At 66.5% G+C, this 25,147-nt stretch carries 25 protein-coding genes; 11 read left to right on the forward strand and 14 right to left on the reverse strand.

Annotated elements, in window-relative coordinates; all coding sequences use genetic code 11:
- The first annotated feature begins 66 nt into the window (after positions 1–66).
- Positions 67–1,038 (forward strand): UDP-glucuronic acid decarboxylase family protein, encoded by a 972-nt coding sequence (locus tag G7078_RS09615; protein ID WP_166095452.1) that lies wholly within the window; start codon positions 67–69, stop codon positions 1,036–1,038.
- Here G7078_RS09615 and G7078_RS09620 read toward each other — a convergent pair.
- From G7078_RS09620 to G7078_RS09635, 4 genes are all read right to left on the reverse strand, one after another.
- Positions 1,035–1,529 (reverse strand): response regulator, encoded by a 495-nt coding sequence (locus tag G7078_RS09620; RefSeq protein WP_166095454.1) that lies wholly within the window; start codon positions 1,527–1,529, stop codon positions 1,035–1,037. The two genes, G7078_RS09615 and G7078_RS09620, sit on opposite strands and share 4 nt — an antisense overlap.
- A 122-nt stretch (positions 1,530–1,651) precedes the next feature.
- Positions 1,652–2,473 (reverse strand): cell wall hydrolase, encoded by an 822-nt coding sequence (locus G7078_RS09625; protein WP_166095456.1) that lies wholly within the window; start codon positions 2,471–2,473, stop codon positions 1,652–1,654.
- Positions 2,474–2,663: 190 nt separating this feature from the next.
- The gene (locus tag G7078_RS09630) at positions 2,664–4,028 is read right to left on the reverse strand and encodes a HAMP domain-containing sensor histidine kinase (protein ID WP_166095459.1); all 1,365 of its coding nucleotides are present in this window, start codon (positions 4,026–4,028) and stop codon (positions 2,664–2,666) included.
- Entirely contained in the window at positions 4,025–4,729 is a 705-nt protein-coding gene (locus G7078_RS09635; RefSeq protein ID WP_166095462.1) for a response regulator, read from the reverse strand. The genes G7078_RS09630 and G7078_RS09635 overlap by 4 nt, the downstream gene beginning before the upstream one ends.
- A gap of 124 nt (positions 4,730–4,853) precedes the next feature.
- Between G7078_RS09635 and G7078_RS09640 the strand changes: the two genes are divergently transcribed.
- The 4 genes from G7078_RS09640 to G7078_RS09655 all read left to right on the forward strand — a co-directional run bounded on the left by G7078_RS09640 (position 4,854) and on the right by G7078_RS09655 (position 8,342).
- A complete protein-coding gene (locus G7078_RS09640) occupies positions 4,854–6,026 on the forward strand; it encodes a hypothetical protein (RefSeq protein ID WP_166095464.1) in 1,173 nt (390 codons plus the stop codon).
- 45 nt (positions 6,027–6,071) lie between these two features.
- Positions 6,072–6,473, forward strand: a complete 402-nt coding sequence (locus G7078_RS09645; RefSeq protein WP_166095467.1) for an EVE domain-containing protein — start codon at positions 6,072–6,074, stop codon at positions 6,471–6,473.
- 70 nt (positions 6,474–6,543) lie between these two features.
- On the forward strand, positions 6,544–7,437 hold the full coding sequence (locus tag G7078_RS09650; protein WP_166095469.1) for an iron-containing redox enzyme family protein: 894 nt from the start codon (positions 6,544–6,546) through the stop codon (positions 7,435–7,437).
- Positions 7,431–8,342: a methyltransferase gene (locus G7078_RS09655; RefSeq protein WP_166095472.1), complete on the forward strand. Its 912-nt coding sequence runs from the start codon at positions 7,431–7,433 to the stop codon at positions 8,340–8,342. Before G7078_RS09650 ends, G7078_RS09655 begins: the two co-directional genes overlap by 7 nt.
- Here G7078_RS09655 and G7078_RS09660 read toward each other — a convergent pair.
- Positions 8,339–9,664, reverse strand: coding sequence for an SLC13 family permease (locus tag G7078_RS09660; RefSeq protein WP_166095475.1), 1,326 nt, complete (start codon positions 9,662–9,664; stop codon positions 8,339–8,341). The two genes, G7078_RS09655 and G7078_RS09660, sit on opposite strands and share 4 nt — an antisense overlap.
- An 88-nt stretch (positions 9,665–9,752) precedes the next feature.
- On the opposite strand from G7078_RS09660, the gene G7078_RS09665 reads away from it, so the two are divergent.
- Positions 9,753–10,631 carry a hypothetical protein gene (locus G7078_RS09665; protein WP_166095477.1) on the forward strand — a complete coding sequence of 293 codons (879 nt, stop codon included), beginning with the start codon at positions 9,753–9,755 and terminating at the stop codon, positions 10,629–10,631.
- Positions 10,632–10,634: 3 nt separating this feature from the next.
- Here G7078_RS09665 and G7078_RS09670 read toward each other — a convergent pair whose 3' ends face one another.
- Complete coding sequence (locus G7078_RS09670; RefSeq protein WP_166095479.1) at positions 10,635–11,009, reverse strand: YidH family protein; 375 nt, start codon at positions 11,007–11,009, stop codon at positions 10,635–10,637.
- Between the two features lie 119 nt (positions 11,010–11,128).
- Here G7078_RS09670 and G7078_RS09675 point away from each other — a divergent pair, with 119 nt between their 5' ends.
- Genes G7078_RS09675 through G7078_RS09685 form a run of 3 tightly spaced genes read left to right on the forward strand, consistent with a single transcriptional unit; the run spans position 11,129 to position 12,046 of the window.
- The gene (locus G7078_RS09675; RefSeq protein WP_166095481.1) at positions 11,129–11,497 is read left to right on the forward strand and encodes a hypothetical protein; all 369 of its coding nucleotides are present in this window, start codon (positions 11,129–11,131) and stop codon (positions 11,495–11,497) included.
- A 2-nt stretch (positions 11,498–11,499) separates the two neighbouring features.
- Positions 11,500–11,775, forward strand: coding sequence for a DUF5985 family protein (locus G7078_RS09680; protein WP_166095484.1), 276 nt, complete (start codon positions 11,500–11,502; stop codon positions 11,773–11,775).
- On the forward strand, positions 11,768–12,046 hold the full coding sequence (locus G7078_RS09685; RefSeq protein WP_246166353.1) for a DUF5985 family protein: 279 nt from the start codon (positions 11,768–11,770) through the stop codon (positions 12,044–12,046). Before G7078_RS09680 ends, G7078_RS09685 begins: the two co-directional genes overlap by 8 nt.
- A 24-nt stretch (positions 12,047–12,070) precedes the next feature.
- On the opposite strand, the gene typA is transcribed toward G7078_RS09685, so the two are convergent.
- Complete coding sequence (typA, locus tag G7078_RS09690) at positions 12,071–13,906, reverse strand: translational GTPase TypA (RefSeq protein WP_166095486.1); 1,836 nt, start codon at positions 13,904–13,906, stop codon at positions 12,071–12,073.
- Between the two features lie 75 nt (positions 13,907–13,981).
- On the reverse strand, positions 13,982–14,404 hold the full coding sequence (locus tag G7078_RS09695; protein WP_166095488.1) for a MarR family winged helix-turn-helix transcriptional regulator: 423 nt from the start codon (positions 14,402–14,404) through the stop codon (positions 13,982–13,984).
- Positions 14,405–14,544: 140 nt separating this feature from the next.
- On the opposite strand from G7078_RS09695, the gene G7078_RS09700 reads away from it, so the two are divergent.
- Positions 14,545–15,699, forward strand: coding sequence for an MFS transporter (locus tag G7078_RS09700; protein ID WP_206367448.1), 1,155 nt, complete (start codon positions 14,545–14,547; stop codon positions 15,697–15,699).
- On the opposite strand, the gene G7078_RS09705 is transcribed toward G7078_RS09700, so the two are convergent.
- From G7078_RS09705 to G7078_RS09725, 5 genes are all read right to left on the reverse strand, one after another.
- Positions 15,659–16,288, reverse strand: a complete 630-nt coding sequence (locus G7078_RS09705; protein WP_166095493.1) for a cytochrome b — start codon at positions 16,286–16,288, stop codon at positions 15,659–15,661. The genes G7078_RS09700 and G7078_RS09705 overlap by 41 nt on opposite strands.
- A 63-nt stretch (positions 16,289–16,351) precedes the next feature.
- Positions 16,352–18,415 (reverse strand): 3-hydroxyacyl-CoA dehydrogenase NAD-binding domain-containing protein, encoded by a 2,064-nt coding sequence (locus G7078_RS09710; RefSeq protein ID WP_166095496.1) that lies wholly within the window; start codon positions 18,413–18,415, stop codon positions 16,352–16,354.
- 12 nt (positions 18,416–18,427) lie between these two features.
- Positions 18,428–19,186: an SDR family NAD(P)-dependent oxidoreductase gene (locus G7078_RS09715; RefSeq protein WP_166095498.1), complete on the reverse strand. Its 759-nt coding sequence runs from the start codon at positions 19,184–19,186 to the stop codon at positions 18,428–18,430.
- 57 nt (positions 19,187–19,243) lie between these two features.
- The gene (locus G7078_RS09720; RefSeq protein ID WP_166095500.1) at positions 19,244–20,050 is read right to left on the reverse strand and encodes an arginyltransferase; all 807 of its coding nucleotides are present in this window, start codon (positions 20,048–20,050) and stop codon (positions 19,244–19,246) included.
- Positions 20,051–20,165: 115 nt separating this feature from the next.
- On the reverse strand, positions 20,166–21,383 hold the full coding sequence (locus G7078_RS09725) for a threonine ammonia-lyase (protein WP_166095503.1): 1,218 nt from the start codon (positions 21,381–21,383) through the stop codon (positions 20,166–20,168).
- 52 nt (positions 21,384–21,435) lie between these two features.
- On the opposite strand from G7078_RS09725, the gene G7078_RS09730 reads away from it, so the two are divergent.
- Complete coding sequence (locus G7078_RS09730; protein WP_166095506.1) at positions 21,436–23,103, forward strand: amidohydrolase; 1,668 nt, start codon at positions 21,436–21,438, stop codon at positions 23,101–23,103.
- On the opposite strand, the gene G7078_RS09735 is transcribed toward G7078_RS09730, so the two are convergent.
- Positions 23,075–25,048, reverse strand: a complete 1,974-nt coding sequence (locus G7078_RS09735; RefSeq protein WP_166095509.1) for a protein-disulfide reductase DsbD family protein — start codon at positions 25,046–25,048, stop codon at positions 23,075–23,077. The two genes, G7078_RS09730 and G7078_RS09735, sit on opposite strands and share 29 nt — an antisense overlap.
- Between the last annotated feature and the right edge of the window lie 99 nt (positions 25,049–25,147).

The raw sequence follows: 25,147 nt of genomic DNA on the forward strand, positions 1-25,147 counted from the left end.
CGGGCGGGAGAGGTGCAGCGCCTCTCCCGCTTGCTTTCGACGGCCGAACGGCTACCCGCGCCAGCCATGCCTTACGAACAGCACAAGCGCGTACTCGTCACCGGCGGCGCCGGCTTCCTCGGCTCGCATCTATGCGAGCGATTGCTGGAAAGCGGTCACGAAGTGCTGTGCGTCGACAATCTCTTCACCGGCACCCGCCGAAACATCGCGCACCTGCTCGACAACCCGAATTTCGAGTTCATGCGCCACGACGTCACCTTCCCGCTCTATGTGGAGGTCGACGCAATCTACAATCTCGCCTGCCCGGCTTCGCCGATCCACTACCAGCACGACCCGATCCAGACGACGAAGACCAGCGTGCATGGCGCGATCAATATGCTGGGCCTCGCCAAACGGCTGAACGTGCCGATCCTGCAGGCGTCGACCAGCGAAGTGTACGGCGATCCCGAAATGCACCCGCAGACCGAGGATTACTGGGGCCACGTCAACCCGATCGGGCAGCGCAGTTGCTACGACGAAGGCAAGCGGTGCGCCGAAACCCTCTTCTTCGATTACCACCGCCAGCTGGGCCTGAGCATCAAGGTGGCGCGCATCTTCAACACCTACGGCCCGCGGATGCACCCCAACGACGGCCGTGTCGTGTCGAACTTCATCGTCCATGCGCTGCAGGGCAAGCCAATCACCGTCTATGGCGACGGCAGCCAGACGCGCAGCTTCTGCTACGTCGACGATTTGATCGACGGGCTGATCCGGCTGATGAACTCACCCAAGGAAATCACCGGCCCGATCAACCTTGGCAACCCCAACGAGATGACGGTGCGGGAGCTTGCCGACAAGGTCATCGGCAAGACGGGGACCAACCAACCGGTCGAATATCTGGAGCTTCCCTCCGACGACCCGCGCCAGCGCCAGCCCGACATTACCCGGGCGCGCGAGCAGTTGGGCTGGGAGCCGCGGATGCCGCTCGATGAGGGCCTCGACAAGACGATCGCTTACTTCCGGAAACTGGGTGTCGCGGACACTGCAGCCGACGCCTAGAGCGCCGAGATCCAATGTTCGAAGCGAGTCCGCAGCGACGGCCGTGAGGGGATGAAGCCGGGCGTATCCGCCTTCGCTTCGTCATCTCCATACATTTTGAGATTGAGCGGCAACTTCATGCGCAACGCCTCGCGCCCCCGCAACTTGTCTTCCGCCAGCGACAGCGCGCGGTGCACGTCCTCGGCGGTGAACGGCTTGGTCAGGCAGCCGAGCGCCAGGTCCGGCATCGGGAAGCTTGGCGCCTTCCCGCTGACGAACAGGCAGGGCACATCGAGCTGCTGGAGCCGCGCCGCCACGGCAAAGCCGGTCGAGCCGTTGGCAAGGTGAAGATCGACGAGGGCGATGTGCGGCTGGTGCCGTTCGGCGGCGTCGATCGCGGTATCCGCATCCTCGGCGGTGGCGACGACATAATATCGGGGGTTATCCTCGACCAGATATTTGATCGTTGTGGCAAGCTGGACGTCGTCCTCGACGACTAGGATTTTCAACACCTTGGTCTCTCCAAGCGGCCGCTGCGGGCCACGGGAGGAGGCTGCGCCAAACAAGGTTCGGCGCGAATCCCCTCTAAACGGGATTTACGCCGAACCGAGCGATAGGAGAGTCAGGGCGTCGATTAGGCGCGGTAGAAGATGTGCGTGCCGATCTTATTGACGCGGGTGAGGCGGCGGCCCCACGACGGCGCGACATAATCGGCATGGTACCAAAGCACGTCGTTCGACAGCGTCGGGATGGCGTTGCTGACCGCCAACCGGGTCACCGCAACGGCCTTGCGCCAGCTATTGGAATTCATGTCGGTGTAGGGAAATTCGCCGGTCCGCGGATTGACGAACGAGAACTGCCACGGCTGCTTCACCGCGCCACACCAACTGGCAGGATACTTGCCCGACGCGGCACGGTTCATGATCACACGGGCGACGGCAAGCTGGCCTTCGACCGATTCACCGCGAGCTTCGTGATAGACGGCAACCGCGATGCAATTGGCCTGCTCGTCGAGAGCCGGGCCGCTGGCGTTGGCGTAACGCTCCACCAGCGAAACGGGCGGCCAGCCGTTGGCATAGAGCCAGGCGGCCTCGCGAGCGATTTCCGGCTTGGCGGTAAGCGTCCCGGCCGGCGGCTTCGAGTGGCCGGCCAGGACCGTGGTGAGCGCGGCAGAAACGGTCGCCGCACCGCTCGTCACGGCCTTGCCAATGGCGGCCACGACCGGCGGGGTCGACTTACCCAGCGGCGTCGCCGTGGTGTCGATCGATCCGGCGTTGACCGCGGTCGTTGCCGAAACCGCCTGCACTGCCTGCGCCGACGCGTCGGTCGGGGTCAGCACGAGTGCAAAGAAACCCAGTACCGCGGACGCGCCGCGGCTCCCCAGAAGTTTGCCCAATTCGCTCTCTCTATATTGGCGGTCGACTTGAACCCCGGCGCGTCGCGCCTCGCTGGCCATGTGTCTTCCGTCTTGCCCGGGCCTTCGCGTCTAACGCGCTGTCGGCCTCGCTCTTAATTTCTGAAGCCCAGATATGTTAACTTATTGGAAGATCAAAGCTTCTCGCGATGAACGGAGCCAGCGAAGCGGTGGGCGGCGGAACGGAATTGATTGTCTGCGTTTCATCGCCCCAGCCACTCGGCTAACCGCACTAACCGCGATGGAGCGGAAGTCGCAGTTTGGCCGAAAAGCCGCCTTTTCGCCGATTACCGAGAATCAGCTTGCCCCCATGCCGGGCAGCGACCGCGGCAACGATGGCAAGGCCAAGGCCGCTGCCGCCGGTCGTTTCGCTTCGGGACGGTTCCAGCCGCCGGAACGGCTCGACGATCCCGCCAAGCGCGTCGGCGGGCACACCGGGGCCGTTGTCGCGCACCTCGACCGTCGCGCCATCGCCGTCTGTCGCAAGCCGCAGTTCCGCGCCGTCGCCGTAGCGCACGGCGTTGTCGACGAGGTTCTCGATCGCACCGCGGAGCCCCTGCGGATCCCCAAGCACGATGGCAGCGGGAACGGTCCCAAAGACGCGCACCGGCAACCCCCGGGCGACGAAATCCTCTGCGATATCCCGGACCAGGTCATGCAGGGCGATCACCTGCCGCTCGACCGCAGCCGAGGCGCCGCGCGCATAGTCAAGCAACTGGCGGGTCATGGTGCTCACGCGCTCGACATCGTCGATGATCCGGGTCCGCAGCGGCTCCGCGACCGATTCCGCCCGGATTCGAATTCCGGTCAGCGGAGTTTTCAGATCGTGCGCGATGGCGGCGAACATTCGAGTCCGCTCTTCCGCCTCTGCGGCCAGGCGCTGGTGCATCGTCTGCATCGCGCTAGCAACGGCCCGAACTTCGGGCGGACCGCCCATCGGAACCGCCAAGGGCGACGCCAGCTGGATTCCGTCCGCGGCAGCGGCAAGTTCACGGATCGGTCGGACGAGGCGCCGCGCGACCCACCAGCCGATTGGCGCCAGCAGGCAGGCGCTCAGCAGGAACGCCATCAGCATCCGCTGCCGCCACGGTTCCATGAACGGCCGGCGCGGGCTCGCGACCAGCCACTGCCCGTCGGGCTGGCGAACGGCGGCGACAAATAGAGGCAGCGGCGCATCGGCGGCGACCGTCGCGACGCTGCCCGAACGGAGGACGAACCCGCCGGGGCGTGCATCGACGACGGTGTCCTGCCCGGCGATGGTCATCACGGTCTGGCCGTCCGCAGCCGCGACCTGCCCGGGTTGCTCCAGCCACGACGCCCAGGTTGTCGATTTTCCGCCAAGCGCCTTGCCGAGGGCCGAGGACACCAACGTGCTTTCGGCGCCCGGCGGGCGGTCAACCGAAGCGCGAATGTCGATGCCGAGATCGCGTGCTCGCTCCGGCCTGGCCAGGGCTGCCGCAACGTCGCGCACGGTCATCCGACGCGGCTCCGGCGAGGGCGTCAGCAGAACCACCGCGAAACTCGTCGCCAGCACGATCAGGAGCGCGCCCAGCAACAGGCCGCCGACCTGCGCGCCAAGCGGCCAATTTCGAGTCACAGCCGGCGCACCGCGGCGCGGAACCGATAGCCGTCGCCGCGAAGCGTTTCGATCAGCGCGGCGCCGCCCGGTGCAGCGCTCTCCAGCTTGCGCCGCAACCGGCTGACCGCCAGGTCGATGGCGCGGTCGAACGGCTCCGCGGAGCCATCGCGGGCAAGGTCGATCAACAGCTGCCGCGTAAGCAATCGCCCCGGCCGCTCGACGAAGGCGCGGAGCAGCCGAAAATCCCCGGCTGTAAGCGCGACTTCGGCCCCGCCCGGCGCAATCAGGCGCCGCTCTTCGAGGTCCAGGCGCCAGCCGTCGAATGCGAGGCGTGCCGGCTCCTCGCCTAAGCTCGGCGTGCGCCGAAGCAGCGCCTTAATTCGCGCCAGCAATTCGCGCGGGTCGAAGGGCTTGGCCAGATAATCGGAAGCGCCGAGCTCGAGCCCGACGATCCGGTCGGTCACGTCACCGAGCGCGCTCAGCATCAGCACCGGCGGCGAACCGGCCGGCAACCGGCGGCAAATCTGCAGCCCGTCCTCGCCGGGCATCATCACGTCGAGAATGACGAGGTCGAATGCGGTGCGCGCCAGCGCCGCGTCGAGCGCCGCCGCGCCGTCCGCGGCCTCCACGCAATAATCGTGGGCCTGGAGATAGGAGGCGATCGCGTCGCGAACGCTGTCGTCGTCGTCGACCACCAGGATTTTCGCTTGTGCGGGCACCGTCGCGCTATCGCCCCCGAGTGTATCGCGTTGATGTCCGCGCGGCCCATCTCGACACATGGCCGAAACACTCCCGGTACAATGGGCGTCCAAGTTGCGCGGCATAGCTGACGGAGTGAAGCACATGCGGCGATTGACAGCCATCATCCTTGTGGGCGCAGTCCAGTGGGCGACCCCCGCGTCCGCGCAGGCGCCCTTGCTGAAGGACGAGCCCTTCTTGCGCACCTGCGCGGCGAAGGGGAAGTTTCTATGGGGCCGATCGCTGTGCGCGCCGGTGGTGGTGATCGACCCCGCGACCAGCGAATATCAGGCCTCTAAGCCGGCGCCCGGGCCGCTACCCCCCAACCGCGCCAATTCCTCGCTCGAATGGGGTGGCGAAACCTGGGTCATGGTCCTCGCCCCGCTTCCCCAAGCGGAGGCAAGCCGGACCGCGCTGCTGTTCCACGAAGCCTTTCATGTCCACGCGAAGGCCCTGGGATTTGGCGGCGCGAGCAAGATGGCGGCCCATCTCGACGACGCGGTTGGTCGCTACCTCATCCGCCTGGAATGGAACGCCTTGGCCAAGGCCCTAGGTTCGAAGGGCGCCGCACGGCGGCGGCACATCGCGCAGGCCTTGGCCTTTCGCGCGCAGCGCTTGCGTTCGGACCGCGCCGCCGCCGAGTCCGAGCGCGACCAGATGCGAAGCGAAGGGTTGGCCAACTACACCGGGATCCGCCTGTCCGGCGAACCAGCCGAGCTGGCGCTCAAGGAATTGCGCGGAGGCGCCGAGAGGCCGTCGCTAAGCCGCACCTTCGCTTATGTCAGCGGCCCGGCCTGGGGCCTGCTGCTGGACGATTTGCGGCTCGGCTGGCGCAGGCAGCTGGACAGCGGCGCCGACCTTCCCGACCTGATGCCGGTCAAGGCTGCGCGCACCCAGGACCGCGCCGCCTATGGAGGCGCGGACATCTGGGCGCAGGAATATGCGAAAAGCGCTGCCCGGACCGCCCAGCTCAACCGGGCGCTCGCCGCGACGGCGCCGGGCCGCGCCCTCGCCCTCCCGCTGCGCCAGGCGGGCTTCGATTTCGACCCGAACGGAGTCAGCGTCGCGCCGGATGGGTCGACGATCTACCGATCACTCACCCTGCGCGACCGGTTCGGGTCGATCACTGTTCGCGGCGGCTACATCCGCGTCCTCGCCGACTTCAGCATGGCTTATGCTTCGCTTCCGCTCGAAGCAGGCGCGCTGACGCTCGCCCCCGGCTGGCAACTGGTGGATCGGCCCGACGGCGGCGCCAGGCTGGTCGAGGCCAAACCCTAGCGCCGGGCACTTTCGTGCTGGCACGTCTGAGGCTAGGCGTCGGCGATGGCATATTGGCTGATGAAATCGGAGCCTTCGAGCTACAGCTGGGACCAGCTTGTCGCCGATGGCGCGACCGAGTGGGATGGCGTGCGCAACAATGCGGCGCGGCTTCACCTCAAGGCGATGAAGACCGGGGACGAGGCCTTTTTCTATCACAGCATGAGCGACAAGGCGGTCGTCGGGATCATGCGTATCGTCCGCGAGGCGCAGCCCGACCCGAAAGACCAGGACTGGGTCTGCGTGCGGGTCGAGCCGGTGCGGCCGCTGGGTCCGGTCACGCTGGCGGCGATCAAGGCGGAGCCGTCGCTGGCGAAGATGGAGCTGATCCGCCAGTCGCGCTTGTCGGTCGCTCCGGTCAGGGCGGAAGAATGGCGCAAGATCATCGACATGGCCGAGGGCGCCTGACCCAGCTACCTCACCGGCTTTAGGCCAGCCGCGGGAACCGACGCCCACTCCGCGCGGTTTCCAGTTCCATATGGCAACGATTTTTCAGTGGCCGGCAAAAGCCGACAACCCCGACATAATGAGCGATGCGGTTCAGCAAGAGCTGGCCCAGTGGAACCACGACCGGTTGGAACCCGCCTTTCCGGCAACGGACTGGGACGCCGCGATCGACCGCGAGGCGCGGATGCTTCGCCTAGAGGGCCGCTTCATTGAGGCGTTGCGCGACGAAATCCGCGGCCGTGCAGCGACCGCCCCGCGCGACCCGGATGGCTTCATCGCCTGGTTCGAAGACCTCACGGATACCGGTCCAGGACAAGGCGATGCCTTGTTCCCGTGGCTCGCCGAAACGGCGTCGCTTGACGAGATGCGCTGGTTCCTGACGCAGGAAGCGGCGGGCGAAGCAGGTTTCGACGACCTCACGGCGCTGACTCAGGTCAAGCTCCCGCCGCGGGTCAAGCTGGAGCTGGCGCGCAATTACTGGGACGAAATGGGCCGCGGCAATCCCAAGGGGATGCATGGGCCGATGCTCGACCGCCTGGTCGACGCGCTGGGGCTTGAGCCCACCATCGAAGGCACGGCGGGCGAAAGCCTGGCGCTGGCCAATGCGATGACGGCGATGGCGACCCGCCGCGACTATGCCTGGCATTCGGTCGGCGCACTTGGCGCGATCGAACTGACCGCTCCGGAACGCTCGGCCGCGGTCGCCGCAGGTCTCAAGCGGCTGGGCCAGCCGCCCAAGGTACGCACCTATTTCGACCTCCATGCGACGCTCGACATCAAGCATAGCGAGGCTTGGAACGCGGAAGCGATCGCACCCGCCGTCGCCGAGGACCCGCGCCGCGCCGTCGCCATTGCCGAGGGGGCGCTGATCCGCCTGACCTGCGGGGCGCGCTGCTTCGAGCGATATCGCCGCGACTTGTGGTGACCCCGCTTGGGGAGCTTCTGGAGCGGCTCCGGCAGCGCGATTACCAGTTCACCGCAATAACGCCGCTGACGCATCGGCGCGTGCTTGAGCGACCGTGGGACGGTCCCGCGACCTTGCGCGACATCTTCGGCTGGAGCCGGCCATTCGATCGGCAGCATTTGCCCGCCGACCTGCTGGAGCTGCTCGAACAGGCTGGAGCGCTCGGCGAAACCAGCGGAAAGTTGGGGAGCAAGGTCCGCGTCGCCAGCTTAGACGCCGACCTGTTCGTCCACTCCGCATTCCCGACCGAGCGCGCGGATTCGGTCTTTTTCGGCCCTGACACCTATCGCTTCGCGCGCTTCCTGAAGTCGGCCATCCCGGCCTTGCCCACCCTTGCGACGAGCATCGTCGACATGGGCGCCGGCAGCGGTGCCGGAGGGATCGTCGCAGCGCGGCTGCTGCGGGGCGCCCGTCTGACGCTTGTCGACGTCAATCCGGCCGCGCTGGAACTCGCCGCCGTCAACGCTGCCGCGGCTGGGATCGATGCCCAGCTCGTCGAAAGCGACCGGATTCCGCCCGCCGATCTCGTCGTTGCCAACCCGCCCTACCTGATCGATCCCGCCAAGCGCGCATACCGCGATGGGGGTGACCTGCTGGGCGGCGCGGTCGCGCTCGAATGGGCACGGCAGGCGATCGCCAACGGCTCGACGATGCTGCTCTACACCGGCGCGGCCTTCACCGCCGACGCCGCCCCGCTGATCGAAGCACTGGCTCAGGATTGCGCCGCCGCGGGCGCTTCGCTGACGGTGGAAGATCTTGATCCGGACGTGTTTGGCGAAGAGCTTGACCAGCCCGCTTATGCCGACGTCGAGCGGATAGCCGCGATCGGCGCCGTCATCCGCCCCGCCGCTGCGACCCGCAACTAGAAGGGAAAATACATCTGGATGGCGACAACCGCGGCCGCCCAGGTGATCAGGTTCAGCGGAATCCCCACCTTGATGAAGTCGAGGTAGCTGTATCCGCCCATCTGATAGACGAGGACGTTCGTCTGGTAACCGAACGGAGTCGCGAAGGCGGCGCTTGCGGCGATCATCACCGCGACCAGGAACGGGCGCGGGCTGACGGAGAAGGCTTCCGCAATCGACACCGCAATCGGCGTGAACAGCACGGCGACCGTTGCATTCGAGAGCACTTCGGTCGCGAACAAGGTCACGCCGTAAAGAATGACCAGCGCCAGCAGCGGGCTCATCCCGTCCATCGACCCGATCAGGATTTTGGTCGCGGCATTGGCGAGCCCGGTTTCGTCGAGCGCAATGCCAAGCACGACCATGCCGGCGATGAGCATTAGCACTTCGGGACGAAGCCCTTGATAGGCCTGGTCGGCGGTGATTACCCGCAACAGGATCAGCAGCACCGCCCCGGCGAAGGCGCAAGCGGCAATCGGCGCCACGTTAAACGTCGCCAAAGTGACGACCGCGAGGAACACCAGCGACGAAATCAGCGCCGCGCCGGGGCGAAGCTTGGTCTGCTTGGCGAACGGTTGCGCGGTGCCGACCAGCCCACCGGCAAGGCCCGGCTCGCGGAAATCCTCGACCTGCCGGGTCGCTTCCTCGGTGTCCTCTTCCGAATTGACGGGACCGGCCTTCACCAGCCGCTTGCTGAACAGGAACAGGTAGATCCCGCCGACGATGGCGACGATCAGCCCCACCGGCGTGATCTCAAAAATCCCGAAACGCGGCTGGCCGGCGACGGCAGCCATGTCGTTGACCAGCAGGTTGGTCGAGGTGCCGATCAACGTGCAACAGCCGCCCAGGACCGCGGCGTAGGACAGCGGGATCAGATAGCATTTGGGCGATTTGCCAAGCGACTTCGCAACGTCCCGGACGACTGGCGCGCTAAGAACGACGATCGGTGTATTGTTGAGCAGCGATGACGCGGCGCCGGCGATGACGATCAGCACCCACAGCCCGGCGGTGCCGATCCTTCGGCAAAGCGCGGTCACGCGGTGGATCGCTTCGTCCAGCAGGCCGGCCAGCTCCATCGCGTAGGCAATGACGAACAGCGACGCCAGGGCTACGATCGCCGGGCTGGCGAACGCGCTTTGCACTTCGACCGGGCGAACCACGCCGGTCATCAGCAGGAAGGCAGCCCCGGTCAAAGCCACGACATCGGCGCGGACCTTGTCCCAGATCAACGCCCCGACGACCGCAAGCAGCACCAACAAGGTGATAATCTGGCTGATCGTCATGCGGGCCCTATGGGGCGTTGCCGACAGTGGACGCAAGTTTCAGGGCGGCCGATGTCGCTATTGAGCCCATTCATGCTAACGTTCGCCGATGCGGTTCTTCGACAAGCGGCTGGCCGGGTGGGCGACGTTGGCGGCTGCGCTGGCAATCGCCGGATGCCAGCAGCCGACCGACGAGCAACCGCGCCAGAATGCGGTCGAGGCACCGCCGCCAAGTTCGCCCTTGCCCGCGGTCGAACCGCCAATGGACCGGGCCGGGCTTCTCGCAAGAGTCGCCCAGGCGGCGAGCGCCGCCGCGCTCGGCCAGGACGACCGCGCCGGTCAGCGTGAGCTCGACGGGCAAGCGGTCGAATTGCGCCTTCGCTTTGGCTGCAAGGCCGACCTAGGAACGGCCGGCGCGAAGGCCTTCTCGATTCGTTTCGACGAAGCCGACCGGACCTTGCGGCTCCGCGCAGCACCGACCCTGACCCTTGACGACCCGGTCGTCGCGGGAGCGGCGGGCGACGGGGTCGAAGCCGTGGAAGGGTTCTGGTTGCCGCGGCCGTGGCTGCTGGCGGCAAGCTGTCCAATGGTTTCACCGCAATCGCCGGAGCCAGCGGCGGTGGATTCGACCCTGGACGAAGCGAAACAAAAGCCGGCGGCCCGGGAATCGAAGCCGGCTGCGGCTCCCCCGGCCTTCCAGCGGATCGGGATCGGCCGGTTCTTCACCGACCGGGACTCGCGGATGGGGCGGCGTGACGGCCGCGCCTACGAAGCCGTCAGCATCCTCGCGGCCGACAATTCGCCGTCGGAACTGGGGTATGATCTGGTGCTCGCCGGGCGCCTTCGCCAGGGACCCGACGGCCGGGTAATCCTCTGCCGGCCGGTCAGCGCCAACGCACCGCCCGACTGCATCGTGTCGGCCGACATCGACCATGTCGCGGTCGAAGACCCGCGCACCCGGACCGTCCTGGCGAACTGGAGCAACTGACGTCTAGCGGAAGTCGACCACCCAGCTGGCGACAATCAATGCGACCGCGCCGATCGACACCGCTGCCGCCAACAATTTGAGGTTCATCGCCTTCGCCGCCATGATGACGTGGGCGCTGCGCTTTTTCATGACTGCCGCCGCTCGCCGCTCGGCCGCGACAATGACGACGATCGCCAGCATCAGGAAACCGGAAGCAATGCTCCGCGGGACCCAGCCAGGTTCGATCTTCTGGTACAAGGCGAGGAAGCCGACGCCCAGCGCGACGCAGGCCAGGCTCGTTCGCATCCATCCGGCGAAGGTTCGCTCATTGGCCAGGATGGTGCGGTCCTCCGCGAGCTCAGTCCGCGAGGGATTTTCGACTTCATCTTCCCGGTCCATGTCCTGGATAACGCGTTGCCCGCGGTCCCGTGCCGCTTTTCGTGGCCAAGCTTCCTTGCGGGCGGTCCATAACCCCGGCTAGAGGGCCTCATGCTCCCAGGACAAGCTGCCGCCCACCCGTGACCGCATCGGACCACGACCTGCTGGAATTTGCTGCGGCAAGTTTGCCTTCGGTTTGGGCGCTCGAGTTGCTGCTTTTGCTGAAATCGGAAGCGCGGACGTGGGGGACCGATGAATTGGTGTCGCACCTGCGTGCAAGCGACCTCGTCGTTGCAAATGCGCTCGACGCCCTGGTCGCTGCCGGACTGGTCTCAATGGACCCGAATGGTGCTCGATATTTGCCGATCGGCGGCAATGCCGCGAGCAACGTCGACGGCCTCGAAAGCCTCTACCGGGCCCGGCCGAACGCGGTTCGTCGAGCGATAGTCTCGGCGAAGCGGAGCAATGCGACGGCCTTTGCCGACGCGTTCAAGCTGAAGAAGGACTAGGCATGGGGGAGCTATTTCCGACTGTCGTCTATTTGCTCTGCCTGCTGACCAGCGCGGCTTGCGCATGGCTGCTTGGCCGCGGCTATGCGCGAAGCGGGATGCGGCTGCTGCTCTGGAGCTGCATCTGCTTCGTGTTGCTGGCGGCGAATAACCTGGTGCTGGTCGTCGACCTGCTGCTGTTGCCGCAACTCGACCTGCGCATTGTCCGCGTGTCATTTGCAGTCGCCGCCGGCGCCGCGCTGATCTGGGGCTTTGTCTGGGAAAACGCCGATGAATGACGTGCTGACGGTGTACCAGTTCCTCGCCGGCGCTGCCGCGTTCGGCTTCCTGATGTGCGGCCTGCTGTTCCTCCGCTTCTGGCGGCGCACGGGCGATTCGCTGTTCGTCGCCTTCGCTTTGGCCTTCGCACTGCTCGGCACCGGCCAGACGATCCAGGCGCTCGCCAACCTGCCCACCGAGGAACGCGGCGCGATCTACCTGTTCCGGCTGCTGGCCTTCCTGCTGATCCTGTTCGCGATCTTCAGGAAAAACCGGGCGTCGCGCGCCTGACCTGATCGCCGCCGCGGATGGAGCCTAGGCGGCTTCCATCTTCCGGGCGTTGCGCTTGCGTTCGTGCGGGTCGAGGAAGCGCTTGCGGATGCGGATGACCTTGGGGGTCACCTCGACCAGCTCGTCGTCCTGAATGTAAGCGATTGCCTGCTCCAGAGTCATACGGCGCGGCGGGGTCAGGCGAATGCCTTCGTCCTTGGGGCCGCTGGCGCGGAAGTTGGTGAGCTGCTTCGACTTTAAGGGGTTGACCTCAAGGTCGTGGATTTTCGCGTTCTCACCGATGACCATGCCTTCGTAAAGGTCGTCGCCGGGCGAGATGAAGAGGATGCCGCGATCTTCCAGCGCGTTCAGCGCGTAAGCGACCGCCTTGCCCTTTTCCATCGAGATAAGGACGCCGTTCTGGCGGCCGGTGATCTGGCCTTTGTAGGGACCGTACTTCTCGAACAATCGGTTCATGATGCCGGTGCCGCGCGTGTCGGACAGGAATTCGCCGTGATAGCCGATCAGCCCGCGCGAGGGCGCGGAGAAGGTTAGGCGCGTCTTGCCGCCGCCGGACGGGCGCATGTCGGTCATCTCCGCCTTGCGCACCGCCATCTTGTCGATAACCGTCCCGCTGAATTCGTCGTCGACGTCGATGACGACGGTTTCATAGGGCTCCTCGCGGCCGTTGGGGCCGTCGCGGAACAGCACGCGCGGGCGGCTGATCGACAATTCGAAGCCTTCGCGGCGGAGGGTCTCGATCACCACGCCAAGCTGCAGCTCACCACGGCCGGCGACTTCGTAGCTGTCGTTGTCCGCCGCGACCGAGACCCGGATCGCGACATTGCCTTCGGCCTCGCGCTCCAGGCGTTCACGGATGACTCGGCTTTGCACCTTGTCGCCGTCGCGGCCCGCATAGGGACTGTCGTTGACCGAAAAGCTCATCGCCAGCGTCGGCGGATCGATCGGGCGGGCGTGCAGCGGCTCGGTCACCGACGGCTCGGCAAAGGTGTTGGACACCGTCGCCTTGATCAGTCCGGCAATGGCGACGATCTCGCCCGCTTCGGCACTTTCGACCGGCACGCGCTCGAGCCCGCGGAAGGCGAAGACCTTGGTCGCGCGGCCTTCCTCGACGACGTTGCCGTCGACGTCGATCGCTTTGATCGGCATGTTGGTGGTCAGCGTGCCGCTTTCGATTCGGCCGGTCAGGATACGTCCCAGGAAGGCATCGCGATCAAGCAACGTCGCGAGCATCTTGAACTCGGCCTTGGGGTCGAGCCCCGGCGCCGGCACGTGGCTGACGATGGTTTCGAACATCGGCGTCAGGTCGCCGTCACGGACGGTATCTTCCTTGCCCGCATAACCGGCGCGGCCCGAGGCGTAGAGCACGGGGAAGTCGAGCTGCTCGTCGCTCGCCTCGAGGTTGAGGAACAGCTCGAACACTTCGTCCAGCACTTCGGCCGGGCGCGCGTCGGGGCGGTCGATTTTGTTGACGACGACGATCGGCTTGAGGCCGAGCGCAAGCGCCTTGCCGGTGACGAATTTGGTCTGCGGCATCGGGCCTTCGGCGGCGTCGACGAGCAGGATGACGCCGTCGACCATGGAAAGGATGCGTTCGACCTCGGCCCCGAAATCGGCGTGGCCGGGCGTGTCGACGATGTTGATGTGGATGGTCTCGCCACCCGGCGGAGTCCACTCGACCGAGGTGCACTTGGCGAGAATGGTGATCCCGCGCTCTTTCTCCAGGTCGTTGGAATCCATCGCCCGCTCTTCGACGCGCTGGTTGTCGCGGAAGGTGCCGGACTGGCGGAAAAGCTGATCGACGAGGGTCGTCTTGCCATGATCGACGTGCGCGATAATCGCGACGTTGCGCAGGTTCATTGATTTTTCCTGGAAAAAGTAAGCGGCGCCCCTAGCCCAGAATCGCCGATGCTGCAACGCAGCAGGGCGCCCGGGCTAGAGCCCGCGTTCGAGGATCTCGATGGCGCGTTCTACGGCGCGGAGTTCGCTTTGGGCGAGGCGGGCCAGCTTTTCGGTCAGCGCGCCGCTGGGATCGCCGCCTTCGGCAAGCTTGTCGCGGCCGCTGTCCGTCAGCCGCAGCGCCAGGCGGCGACGATGGTCCGGATCGGGCTGTCGTTCGACCAGGCCGGCGCGCACCATCGTGTCGACCGAGCGGCTTACCGCCGGAGCGCCGCGGCCAAGGGCGTCGGCGACCTCGTTCAAGGTCGCCGGTTCACGCTCCACGATTGCGTTGAGCAGCTTGCGGCGCGCGGTATCGGCGCGCTCGGCGGGTCCGTCGGGAAGCCAGCGCTGCGCCGCCCGAGCGAAGCGGGACGCCAGCGCGGCGGGCGAGTGCGGGTTCAAGAACACTTGCTGCATCGCAAGTGTTTGAACATCAGCACAGTTGCTTGTGTCAAGTTGCATTCGCCTTTGCGACGCAAAACCGGATTGCGTCGCCGCTTCGCTCCCCGCATTGACGAGGCGTGCAGCCACGACCGCGCCCGCCCCTGCCCCGTACCGTGTGGGTACTCGGCTTCGTAAGCCTGCTGACCGACCTTTCGAGCGAAATCTACCATTCGCTGCTGCCGGTGTTCGTCACTGTGACGCTTGGGCTGCCGGCGGCGGCGCTCGGCGCCATCGACGGCGTTGCCGAAGCGACCGCGTCGTTCGGCAAACTCGCTTCGGGCCGGCTTTCCGACCGAAGCCGCCGCCGTAAGCCGTGGATCCTCGCCGGCTACGGCCTTGCCGCTTTGTCCAAGCCCCTGTTCGCAATTGCGGCCAGCGGGGCCGCGGTGATGATCGCCCGCTTTTCGGACCGCGTCGGCAAGGGCATCCGCGGCTCCCCGCGCGATGCGATGATCGCCGACGAGACGCCGCCGGAAATCCGCGGCCGCGCCTTTGGCTTGCGGCAGGCGCTGGACACCGTCGGCGCCGTGATTGCACCGCTGGCCGCAATCGCGCTGATGTTCCTGCTGGCCGGCAACATCCGGCTGGTCTTCTGGATCGCGGCGATTCCGGCTGCCGCTTCGGTCCTGCTGATCGTGATTGCCTTGCGCGAGCCCGAGCACCGGTCCGCAAGCGGCGGCGCAAAAAGCTTCTTCGGCGGCTTCCGCGAGCTTCGGCCCGCGACCGTGCGGCTGCTCGCCATCGGCTTCCTGTTCATGCTCGCCCGCTTTTCCGAGAGCTTCCTGATCCTTCGCGGGATGGAGCTGGGGTTGTCGGCCGCACTCTCGCCGCTTGCGCTGGTCGGGTTCAACGTCGGTTTCCTGGCGCTTGCCTATCCTGCCGGCGCGCTTAGCGACCATTGGTCGCCGCGCGGGATTTTGCTCGCCGGGATCGGCCTGCTGGTCGCCGGCAATCTGGTGCTGGCCGGCGACTGGGGCCTGGCCGGGCTGGGTGTCGGCGTCCTGCTGTGGGGCGCGCACATGGCTTTGACCCAAGGCATTTTCGCGCGGATGATCGCCGACAGCGCGCCGGAACACTTAAGGGGCACCAGCTTCGGCGCCTTCTACTTCGTCACCGGAGTCGCGACCCTGCTCGCAAGCGTCGGCGCCGGGCTCTTGTGGGACCGCGAAGGCGCCGCGACGACGTTCATCGTCAGCGCCATTCTCGCCGCAATTGCCGGCGCGATGCTTAGCGTTCTTCCCACTCCGTCTGGCCGCCCTGCCCGATAACCACCGGTTCGTGGTGCGGCGGCTGGAACGGCGGCATCCGCCCGGCCGAGGCGGCCTTGTCGATGAACTGGTGCTTCATCGCCGCGAGGAAGTGGATGACAATCAGTGCGATGAGCGCGAAGGCGGCCAGCTCGTGCGCCTCGCCGGCCAGTTCGCCAATCGACTTCGGCACGCCCGGCAGCACCGGCAGCGGCACTCCGCCGATCAGCGGCGTGGTCGGCCCGGTCGCGCGCGCCGACACCGCGATCAACCCACCGACGGGAAGCGCCAGCAGCAGGATGTAGAACAAGCGATGGTTCCACACCGCCGCGAACCGCTCCCACCGTGACAAGTCGTCGGGGAGCGGGGGCGGCGGGTTACTGATCCGGTAGGTCAGCCGCGCCAGCGTGAGCAGCAGGATCACCGCGCCCGTGGTCTTGTGCCACGTAAACAGGTTGCCGCGCGCCGCGCCCTCGGCGGCGCCGAAGCTGAACCCAAGCCAGATCTGGAGCAGGACGAGCACCACCGTCACCCAGTGGAAGGCGACGGCCACGTTCGAATAGCGCCGCACGGGCACCGCATGAGGGGCGGTATCGGTCATCCTGTCCATCGCGTGATCTCCTGCCGATGCAGGCGATGAACGTCGCGCCGCCGCGAAAGGTTCGCGCCCGCCCTAGCCGCGGGTAAACTTCGATCCGTCGGCTGCCTTGTCGAGCAGCAGTTTCGAGAAGCTGAAGTCCGGCTTCATTCGCTCTTCCTGGCGCTTCAAACCATCGACGATCTTGGTCAGCCCCTCCGCGTCGGCCCAGTGCATCGGTCCGCCGCGATAGACCGGCCAGCCGTAACCATAGACCCACACCACATCGATGTCGGACGCGCGCTGGGCCATGCCTTCCTCCAGGATCTTCGCGCCTTCGTTGACCATCGGGTAGAGCGTGCGCTCGACGATTTCCTGGTCGGTGATCTCGCGGCGCTCGACGCCCTTTTCAGCGGCGAACTTCTCGATGATCTCCTGCACCACCGGCGACGGGCTCGGACGGCGCTTCTCGTCATAGTCGTAGAAACCGGCACCCTTTTTCTGGCCCCAACGCTCGATCGAGCAGAGCGCGTCGCGCAGGCTTTCGATGCGGTTGGGGTCGCGATGCCAGCCGATGTCCACGCCGGCGAGGTCGGCCATCTGGAACGGGCCCATCGGCATCCCGAACTCGACGTGCACCCGGTCAACCTGTTCGGGCGTCGCACCTTCAAGCAGCAGCTTCATCGCTTCCACCTGGCGCGGCATCAGCATCCGGTTGCCGATGAAACCGTGACAGACTCCGGCGACGACCGCGACCTTCTTGATCCGCTTGGCCAGTTGCATCGCGGTCAGCAGCACATCTGGCGCGGTCTTTGCGCCGCGCACGACTTCCAGCAGCTTCATCACGTTGGCCGGGGAGAAGAAGTGGAGGCCCACGACGTCCTGCGGGCGCGAGGTAGAGGCGGCGATCTCATCGATGTTGAGATAGCTGGTGTTGGACGCGAGGATGGCGCCTGGCTTGGCGATCTTGTCGAGGCGGCCGAACACCTCCTTCTTAACGTCCATATTCTCATAAACTGCCTCGATGATGAGGTCGCATTCGGCAAGCGCATCGAAATCGAGCGTCGGGTTGAGCAGACCCATCGCCCTTTCGACCTGTTCGGGCGTGAACCGGCCCCTCGCAGCGCTCGATTCGTAATTCTTGCGCATCACGCCGGCGCCGCGGTCGAGCGCTTCCTGTCCCATTTCGACGATGGTCACGGGGATTCCGGCGGAAAGGAAATTCATCGAGATTCCGCCGCCCATCGTCCCGGCGCCGATTACGCCGACGCGCTTGATGTCGCGCGGCCGGGTGTCCTCAGGGATATCGTCGATCTTCGCCGCTTTGCGCTCCGCGAAGAAGAAATATTGCTGGGCCTTGGCCTGCCCGCCGCTCATCAGCTCCATGAACAGCTTGCGTTCGTCGAGCACACCCTCGGCATAAGGCTTTTGCGTCGCGATCCGCACCGCTTCGATGTTCTTCATCGGCGCGTCGAAGCCGCGGAACTTGCGGCCGTTGGCCTTGAGGAACTCGTCGAACACCGAGGGGTCGATATTCTCGACCCGATCCTGCCGCTCCGAGGCCTTGCGGATCGGTCGGACGCCTTTCACTTCTTCCGCGTAAGCGACGGCATGCTGGATCAGATCGCCTTCGACCAGCCGGTCGACCAACCCGCATTCCTGCGCTTCCCTGGCACCGATCGGCGCTCCGGTGGCGCACATCCGCAGCGCCTTTTCGACGCCGGCGACGCGGGGCAGCCGCTGCGTCCCGCCAGCGCCCGGAAGCAGGCCGAGCTTGACCTCCGGCGTGCCAAGCTTCGCCGTCGGGTCGGCAACCCGGTAATGGCAGCTCAGCGCAACCTCGAGCCCGCCGCCGAGCGCCGTCCCGTGGATCGCCGCGACCACCGGCTTGGTGCAAGCTTCGATCTGGTCGACGACCTGCGGCAGCATCGGCTGCTGGAATGCCTTGGGCGTGCCGAATTCGGCGACGTCGGCGCCGGCGAAAAATGTCTGGCCTTCGCAGGCGATCACGACGGCATTGACGCCATCGTCCGCCTCCGCCTGCTCGATCGCCGCCACCAATCCCTCCCGCACCGCCGCGGAAAGTGCGTTCACCGGCGGGTTGTTCGACAGGATGATCAGCACGTCGCCATGCTTGCGGGTCGAAATCGGGTTGGTCATCGGTCCTCCGTGTCAGGCCGAGGTTCGGCCGTAATCCTGGATTGAAAAGGGGTGCGAGGCGGAAAGTCCGCCGTCGACGGCGATCGCCTGCCCATTGACGTAACTGGCTGCGTCGGACGCCAGGAACAGCGCGACCGCGGCGATTTCGTCGGGCTGGCCGCCGCGCTTCATCGGGTTGAGGCGGCCGATTTTGCTTTCTCGTCCGGTCGAGCGCGCCCATTCGTACATCGGCGCGGTCATGCCGGTTTCGATCAGGCCGGGGCAGATGGCGTTTACCCGGACGTTGGCGCCGGCAAGCTGGGTCGCGGCGACTTTCACGAGACTGATCAGCCCAGCCTTTGAAGCGGAGTAAGCGGCCCCGCCCGCCCCCGCGCGAAGGCCGGCGACGGAAGCGGTGCAGACGATCGACCCGCCGCCGCGCGCCTTCATGTGCGGCGCGGCATATTTGATCGCCAGGAACGGCCCGATCAGGTTGACGCGCAGGATTTCCTGCCAGTCGTCCGCCGATTGTTCGAAAATGCCCGCCATGCCCCCGGAAATGCCGGCGTTGGCGAAGACGATGTCGATCCCGCCATGTTCGGCGAGGGCGCGCTCGACCAGCGCTTCGACCTCGCTTTCAGACCCGGCATCGACAATGCTGACGCCATCAGCCTCCATCGCGTCGGTGGCGACGACAATCGCCCCCTCGCGGCGAAACAGCTCGGCCGCGGCCTTGCCAATGCCGGAGGCGGCACCGGTGACGATTGCGACTTTATTGTCGAGCAGGCCCAAGCTTCACCTCGCGAGTGACCCGGGCCTAAAGCACGGCGCGCGCTTGCGGAAGCCTCGTCAGGCGTCGATCAGGAAACGACGCTCGCGCCGGACCGGAAGGTTCAGCTCCCGCTGCACCGGCTCCGGATCGACCTCGTCCATCCGCCGCCAGCCGTCCCGGCCCAGCCGTTCGAGCGGTCGGAACGTGGTCTTGTAGGCCATTCGCTGCGAGCCTTCGACCCAATAGCCGAGGTAGACATAGGGCAGGCCCGCGCGGGCGGCGCGGATGATGTGGTCGAGGATGATGAAGGTGCCCAGCCCCTTGCGCGCGTCCGGGCCGACATCGAAGAAGCTGTAGATCATCGACAGGCCGTCCGCCTGATGGTCCGACAGGCAGGCGCCGACCAGCTTGCCGGGGACGCCATCGACCGACGGCTCGCGATATTCGATGACGAAGGTCCGCACCGGCGTCTGCTCGATCATGTCGGCGAAGTCGCCTTCGTCCATGTCGGCCATGCCGCCGCCCGGATGGCGGACCGCCAGATACTTCCGAAGCAGCGCATATTGCTCTTCCGTGGTCCACGGCTTGCAGGCGCTGACTTCCAGGTCGCCATGCTTGCGAAGCAACTTGCGGTGGGTCGCCGACGCCTCGAACTCAGACGCCAAGACCCGGACGGAGACGCAGGCGCTGCAATCGATGCAGCTTGGGCGGTAGGCGACGGACTGGCTACGGCGAAAGCCGATCCGTCCAAGCGCCTCGTTCAGCTCGGCAGCGCTTCGGCCCGAAAGCTCCGTGAACACCTTCCGCTCCACCTTGCCCGGAAGGTACGGGCACGGCGACGGATTGGTGACAAAGAATTTCGGAAATCGAAAAGGTGCGCTCACCTGCCCTCACTCGTGGTTACGAAGACCTTTATGCTGCTGGTAAACGCCGATGAAAAGACTTGGTCGCGCCAAACCACACGGACTTGCGACGAGTGTCCTCGAACGGGACAGCCAATCAGTCGAGCGAGGCGCGATCGACGATGAAGCCGGCCGATTCCAGCATTTCGACAACCGCGTCGATGGCGTTGGAATCCTTGGCCTCGCACTCGACCTCGATGACGGTGTCCTTGGCCGGAAGCGCGTTGAAGATGCGGCTGTGGCGGATTTCCAGGATGTTGACGCCGGCTTCGTGAAACTGGGCAGTGATCTTGGCGAGCGCCCCCGGCTGGTCCTGGGCGGCGACTCGAAGCCGGGCGATCCGGCCGGCGCGCACCAAGTCGCGGACGAGCACGTTCGCCAGCAGGTGGGTGTCGATGTTGCCGCCGCACAGGATGGTCGCGACCTTTTTCCCGCGAAAGCGCGCCTTGTCGCCCAGCATTGCCGCAAGGCCCGCAGCGCCCGCGCCCTCGACCACCGTTTTCTCGATCCCGACCAACATCGCCACCGCGCGCTCGATCAGCCGCTCCGGCACCAGCATCACGTCGTCGACCAGTTCCTTCAGGATCCGCGAGGTGAGCGCGCCCGGCGCCTTGACCGCAATCCCTTCCGCCAGCGTGTCGCCGCCGAGCGGCAACGTGCAGCCATCGATGGCGCATTTCATCGACGGGTAAAGCTCGGCCTCGACGCCGATCAGCTCGATCCCGGGCTTGAGCGCGCGCGCGGCAATCGAGATCCCGCTCATCAGGCCGCCGCCGCCGATCGGGACGACGATGGTGTCGAGGTCGGGCGCTTCGTCCAGCATTTCGATGCCAAGCGACCCCGCACCGGCGATGATGTCCGGATCGTCGAATGGGTGGACGAAGACCAGCCCCTCGGCCGCCTCCATCTCCCGAGCCCGCGCATAGGCGTCGTCGAACATCGCGCCGTGCAGGATGACGCGCGCGCCATGGCCTTCCGTCTGGCTCACTTTGATCGTCGGCGTCGGCCTTGGCATGACGATGGTCGCCGGGATGCCGAGCCGTTTGGCGTGATAGGCGACCGCCTGCGCATGATTGCCCGCCGACGCCGCAATGACACCGCGCGCGCGCTCGTCCGCGGTCAGCTGCAGCAGCTTGTTGAGCGCGCCGCGTTCCTTGTAGGCCGCGGTGAACTGGAGATTCTCGAACTTCAGCCAGACTTCCGCCCCGATAATCTCGGACAGGGTGCGGCTGACCAGCATCGGCGTGCGCACGACGGATCCGCGGATGCGCTCCGCGGCGGCGCGGATATCGTCGATCGTCGGGGTTGCAGTCATCGCGGCGCGGCGTAGCGCTTCCGCAAGTGCGGAACAATGCTATGCGCAGCCCATGAACAAGACCTTCTTCGCGCTTGCGGCGGCGCTCCTGTCCTCGGCCGCGCAGGCCGACACGCTGATCGATAACGTCAACGGCATCCAGATCGGCGCCGACGGCAAGCTGCAGCGGTTCAAGGCCATCGTCATCGGCGACGACGGCAAGGTCCGGCAGTTGCTCGAACATCCCGAACTCGTGCGGCTGGCGAACATCACCCGCCACGTCGACGGCGGCGGGAAGACCTTGCTCCCCGGCCTGATCGACGCCCACGGCCATGTCTTCGCGCTTGGCTATGCGGCGCTGACCCTGGACCTTGTCGGGACTAGCTCGGTCCAGGACCTGCAGGGGCGGCTGAAGGCCTATGCAGCGGGCAAGCGCAATGGCTGGATCGTCGGGCGCGGCTGGAACCAGGAGTTGTGGCCGGACCAGCGGTTCCCGACTGCCGCCGATCTCGACGCGGTGGTTGGCGACCGCCCGGTCGTGCTGGAACGAGTCGATGGGCATGCGGTCGTCGCCAACACGGCCGCCCTCAAGGCAGCGGGAATCACCGCCGCGACCAAAAATCCGGTCGGCGGGAAGATCGAGCGCGACGCGAACGGGCAAGCGACCGGCCTCCTGATCGATTCGGCCAGTGCCTTGGTCAGCGCGAAGGTGCCTGCCCCGACCGAAGCGGAGCGCGAGCGCGCACTTGCCGAGGCGCAAAAGGCGATGCTTGCCGTCGGGCTCACTGCAGCGGCCGACATGGGGATGTCGGTGCCGGAATGGGGCACGATCCATCACGCTGGAATGGACGGCAAGCTGCAGGTTCGAATCATGGCCTATGCCGCCGGAGTCGAGCCGATCGCCACCTTCCACGCGCCGACGCAGTGGCTGTTCGGCGACCGGCTGCGGATGGGCGGGGTCAAGCTCTATGCCGACGGCGCGCTCGGCTCTCGCGGCGCCTGGCTTAAGGCGCCGTACGCCGACAAGCCGGACACGCGCGGGCTGCGGTTCCATTCGGATGCCGAGATGTTCGGGCTTGCGAAGCGCGCCGCCGACGCCGGCTTCCAGGTCGCGATCCACGCCATTGGCGACGCCGCCAACGCGCAAGAATTGAGCATCTTCGAACGGCTGTCGAAAATATATCCCGGCGACCGGCGCTGGCGCATCGAACATGCGCAGATCGTCGATCCGCGCGACACCCCCCGCTTCGCGCCGGCGAGGATCATCGCGTCGATGCAGCCGGTGCACCAGACGAGCGACCGGCTGATGGCCGAAAAGCGGCTAGGGCCTGGGCGGCTGGACGGCGCTTACGCGTGGCAAACCGTGTTGCAGTCGGGCGCACGGCTTGCCTTCGGGTCGGATTTCCCGGTGGAATCGCCCAATCCGTTCCCCGGGCTAGCTGCCGCGACCAGCCGGCAGGACATGAGCGGAGAGCCGGCCGGCGGATGGCTGCCAAGGGAGCGGGTCAGCTTCGCGCAGGCCCTGGACGGCTTCACGCGGGGCGCGGCTTATGCGGGCTTCGCCGAGGGCAAGATCGGCAGCCTGGAGCCGGGCAAATGGGCCGATTTCATCCTCGTCGACCGGGACGTGAGCAGTGTCGACGCGCAAAACCTTGCCCGCACCCAGGTGCTGGAAACCTGGATCGCGGGAAAACCGGTGTGGACGCGGGCCGCTAGCGCCCGCGGAGAGCGCGGGAAGTAAGCATCGACGGGGTGAGGATCTGCGGCAGTTCTTCGGGCTGCGCTTTCCCCGGCTCGTACCAGAGATAAAGCGGCACCCCCGCCCTCCCCCGGCTTTCCAGAAAGCGGGTGATCGCGGGGTCGCCGTCGGTCCAGTCGCCGACGAACACCTTCACCCCGGCCTTGTCGAAGGCACGCGTGACAGATTCGCGGTTGATCGCCGCCGCTTCGTTTGCCTTGCAGGTCAGGCACCAGTCGGCGGTGAAATAGACGAAGGCCGGCTTTCCCTGCGTGGTGGCGGCGCGAACCGCATCAGTGCTCCAGGTCGAACCGGCAGTAGCGGCGGGCGCGGATCGCTGCGGCACCAGCACGACGGCGGCGGCGGCGACAGCAATCGCGACCGCCGCGGCCGGCCACAGCAGACGTTCGCCTGATCGCTGCCAGCGTCCGAGGAGGGCAAACACCGCGGCGACGATCGACGCTGCAAGAACGCCGATCAGTACGGCGGCGTCACCGCCCTGCCGGTACAGCAGCCACAAGCAGCCGATCGCGGTCGCGGCCATCGGGATGGCGAGGAACCGCTGGAGGCGCTGCATCCACCGTCCCGGCGAAGGCAAGATTTGGCGCAATGCCGGGATGAAGGCGACGGCGACGAACGGCAGTGCCAGGCCAAGCCCCAGCGCGGCGAACACCAGCACCGATCCGCCAACCGGCAACAACAATGCGGTGCCGAGCGCGGCGCCCAGGAACGGGCCGGCGCAAGGGGTAGCGACGAAGGCGGCAAGCGCGCCCGCGCCGAAGCTGCCGGCCGGCCGTGCGTTGCCGGCAACCACCGGCAGCTCAAACACCCGCAACAGGTTCAGCGTGATGGCGACGCTGAGCAGCATCAGCAGCATGATGGTGCGCGGGTCCTGCAACTGGAAAGCCCAGCCGGCGGCGGTTCCGCCGGCCCGGATCGCCAGCAGTGCAAGGCCCAGAGCGCCGGTGCCAAGGATGGCCCCAGCGGCATAAGCCACGGCGTCGCGCCGCGCTTCGCGTTCGTCGCCGCCGCTTCGGGCGAGGTGCAGCGCCTTGATCGCCAGGATCGGGAACACGCAGGGCATCAGGTTGAGGAGGATGCCGCCGATGAGCGCGCCGAGAACCGCGAACAGCACCGCGTCATTACCGCCGCTGCCGGCGATGGCCGTGCCGCCGCTTGGCACTTCGCCAGCGATCGCGCTGAATTCGAAACCGCGCCCGTCACCAGCCGAAAGCACGCCCGCGAATGTTTCGGGCGCTGCGCCCTTCAGCGGCAGCTCGGCGATGAGCATGTCGCCATTGCGACGGAACTGCTGGCTGGCGGCATAGTCGACGACCGCATCGGTCGCCGGAAAGACGTAGGACTCGGCGACCGGAACGTCCGCTGGCAGCGGGATTGCAATGCGCAGCAGCCGGTCGGACGAGTCGAACTTCGCTGGCGTTGCGAGTGGGCGCGGCAAGGCCCGTCGCCAGTCGTTGAAACGCGCGTCCATCGGCGCAATCCCGCCGGTGGCCAGGTCGAGCGAGAAATCTCCCTGTTCGGGCACGCACACCTTGTCGGTGCAGGCGAGCCAGCTGGCGTGGGCGCGGATCGGGACGATGCCGGTGGCGCTCGCCGGGACCTTCAACCGGGTCAGCAGCGCATAATCGCGCTCGTAGACGTAGTTCATCAGCCCGGCGACGGTGAGGCGGCTTGGCACTGGGTAGCGCAAGGGCGCGACCGCGAAGCCGGCCGGCAGCTTCCATTCCACCTGCATCGGCAGGCCGGCATCGCCGGGGTTAAGCCAATAGCCGTGCCAACCGGGCTTGGGCCGCATGACGATCGCCAGCTCGACCTCGCCGCCCGGGACGGCGCGGCCTTCGGCCACCAGCGCGGGCGTGATGTTCTGCGCCTGCGCCATGGTCGGCGCGAGCAGCAGTGCAAATAGGAGTATCAAGCGGCGAAGCATCCAAGGCCTCTACCGTCATGCTAGACTTGTTTCAGCATCCATTTCCTGGAGCCTGAGTATTGGCGGCGCGGTGGATCCTGAAACACGTTCAGGATGACG

The organism is Sphingomonas sinipercae, from assembly GCF_011302055.1.
GTDB classification, from domain to species: Bacteria; Pseudomonadota; Alphaproteobacteria; order Sphingomonadales; family Sphingomonadaceae; genus Sphingomicrobium; species Sphingomicrobium sinipercae.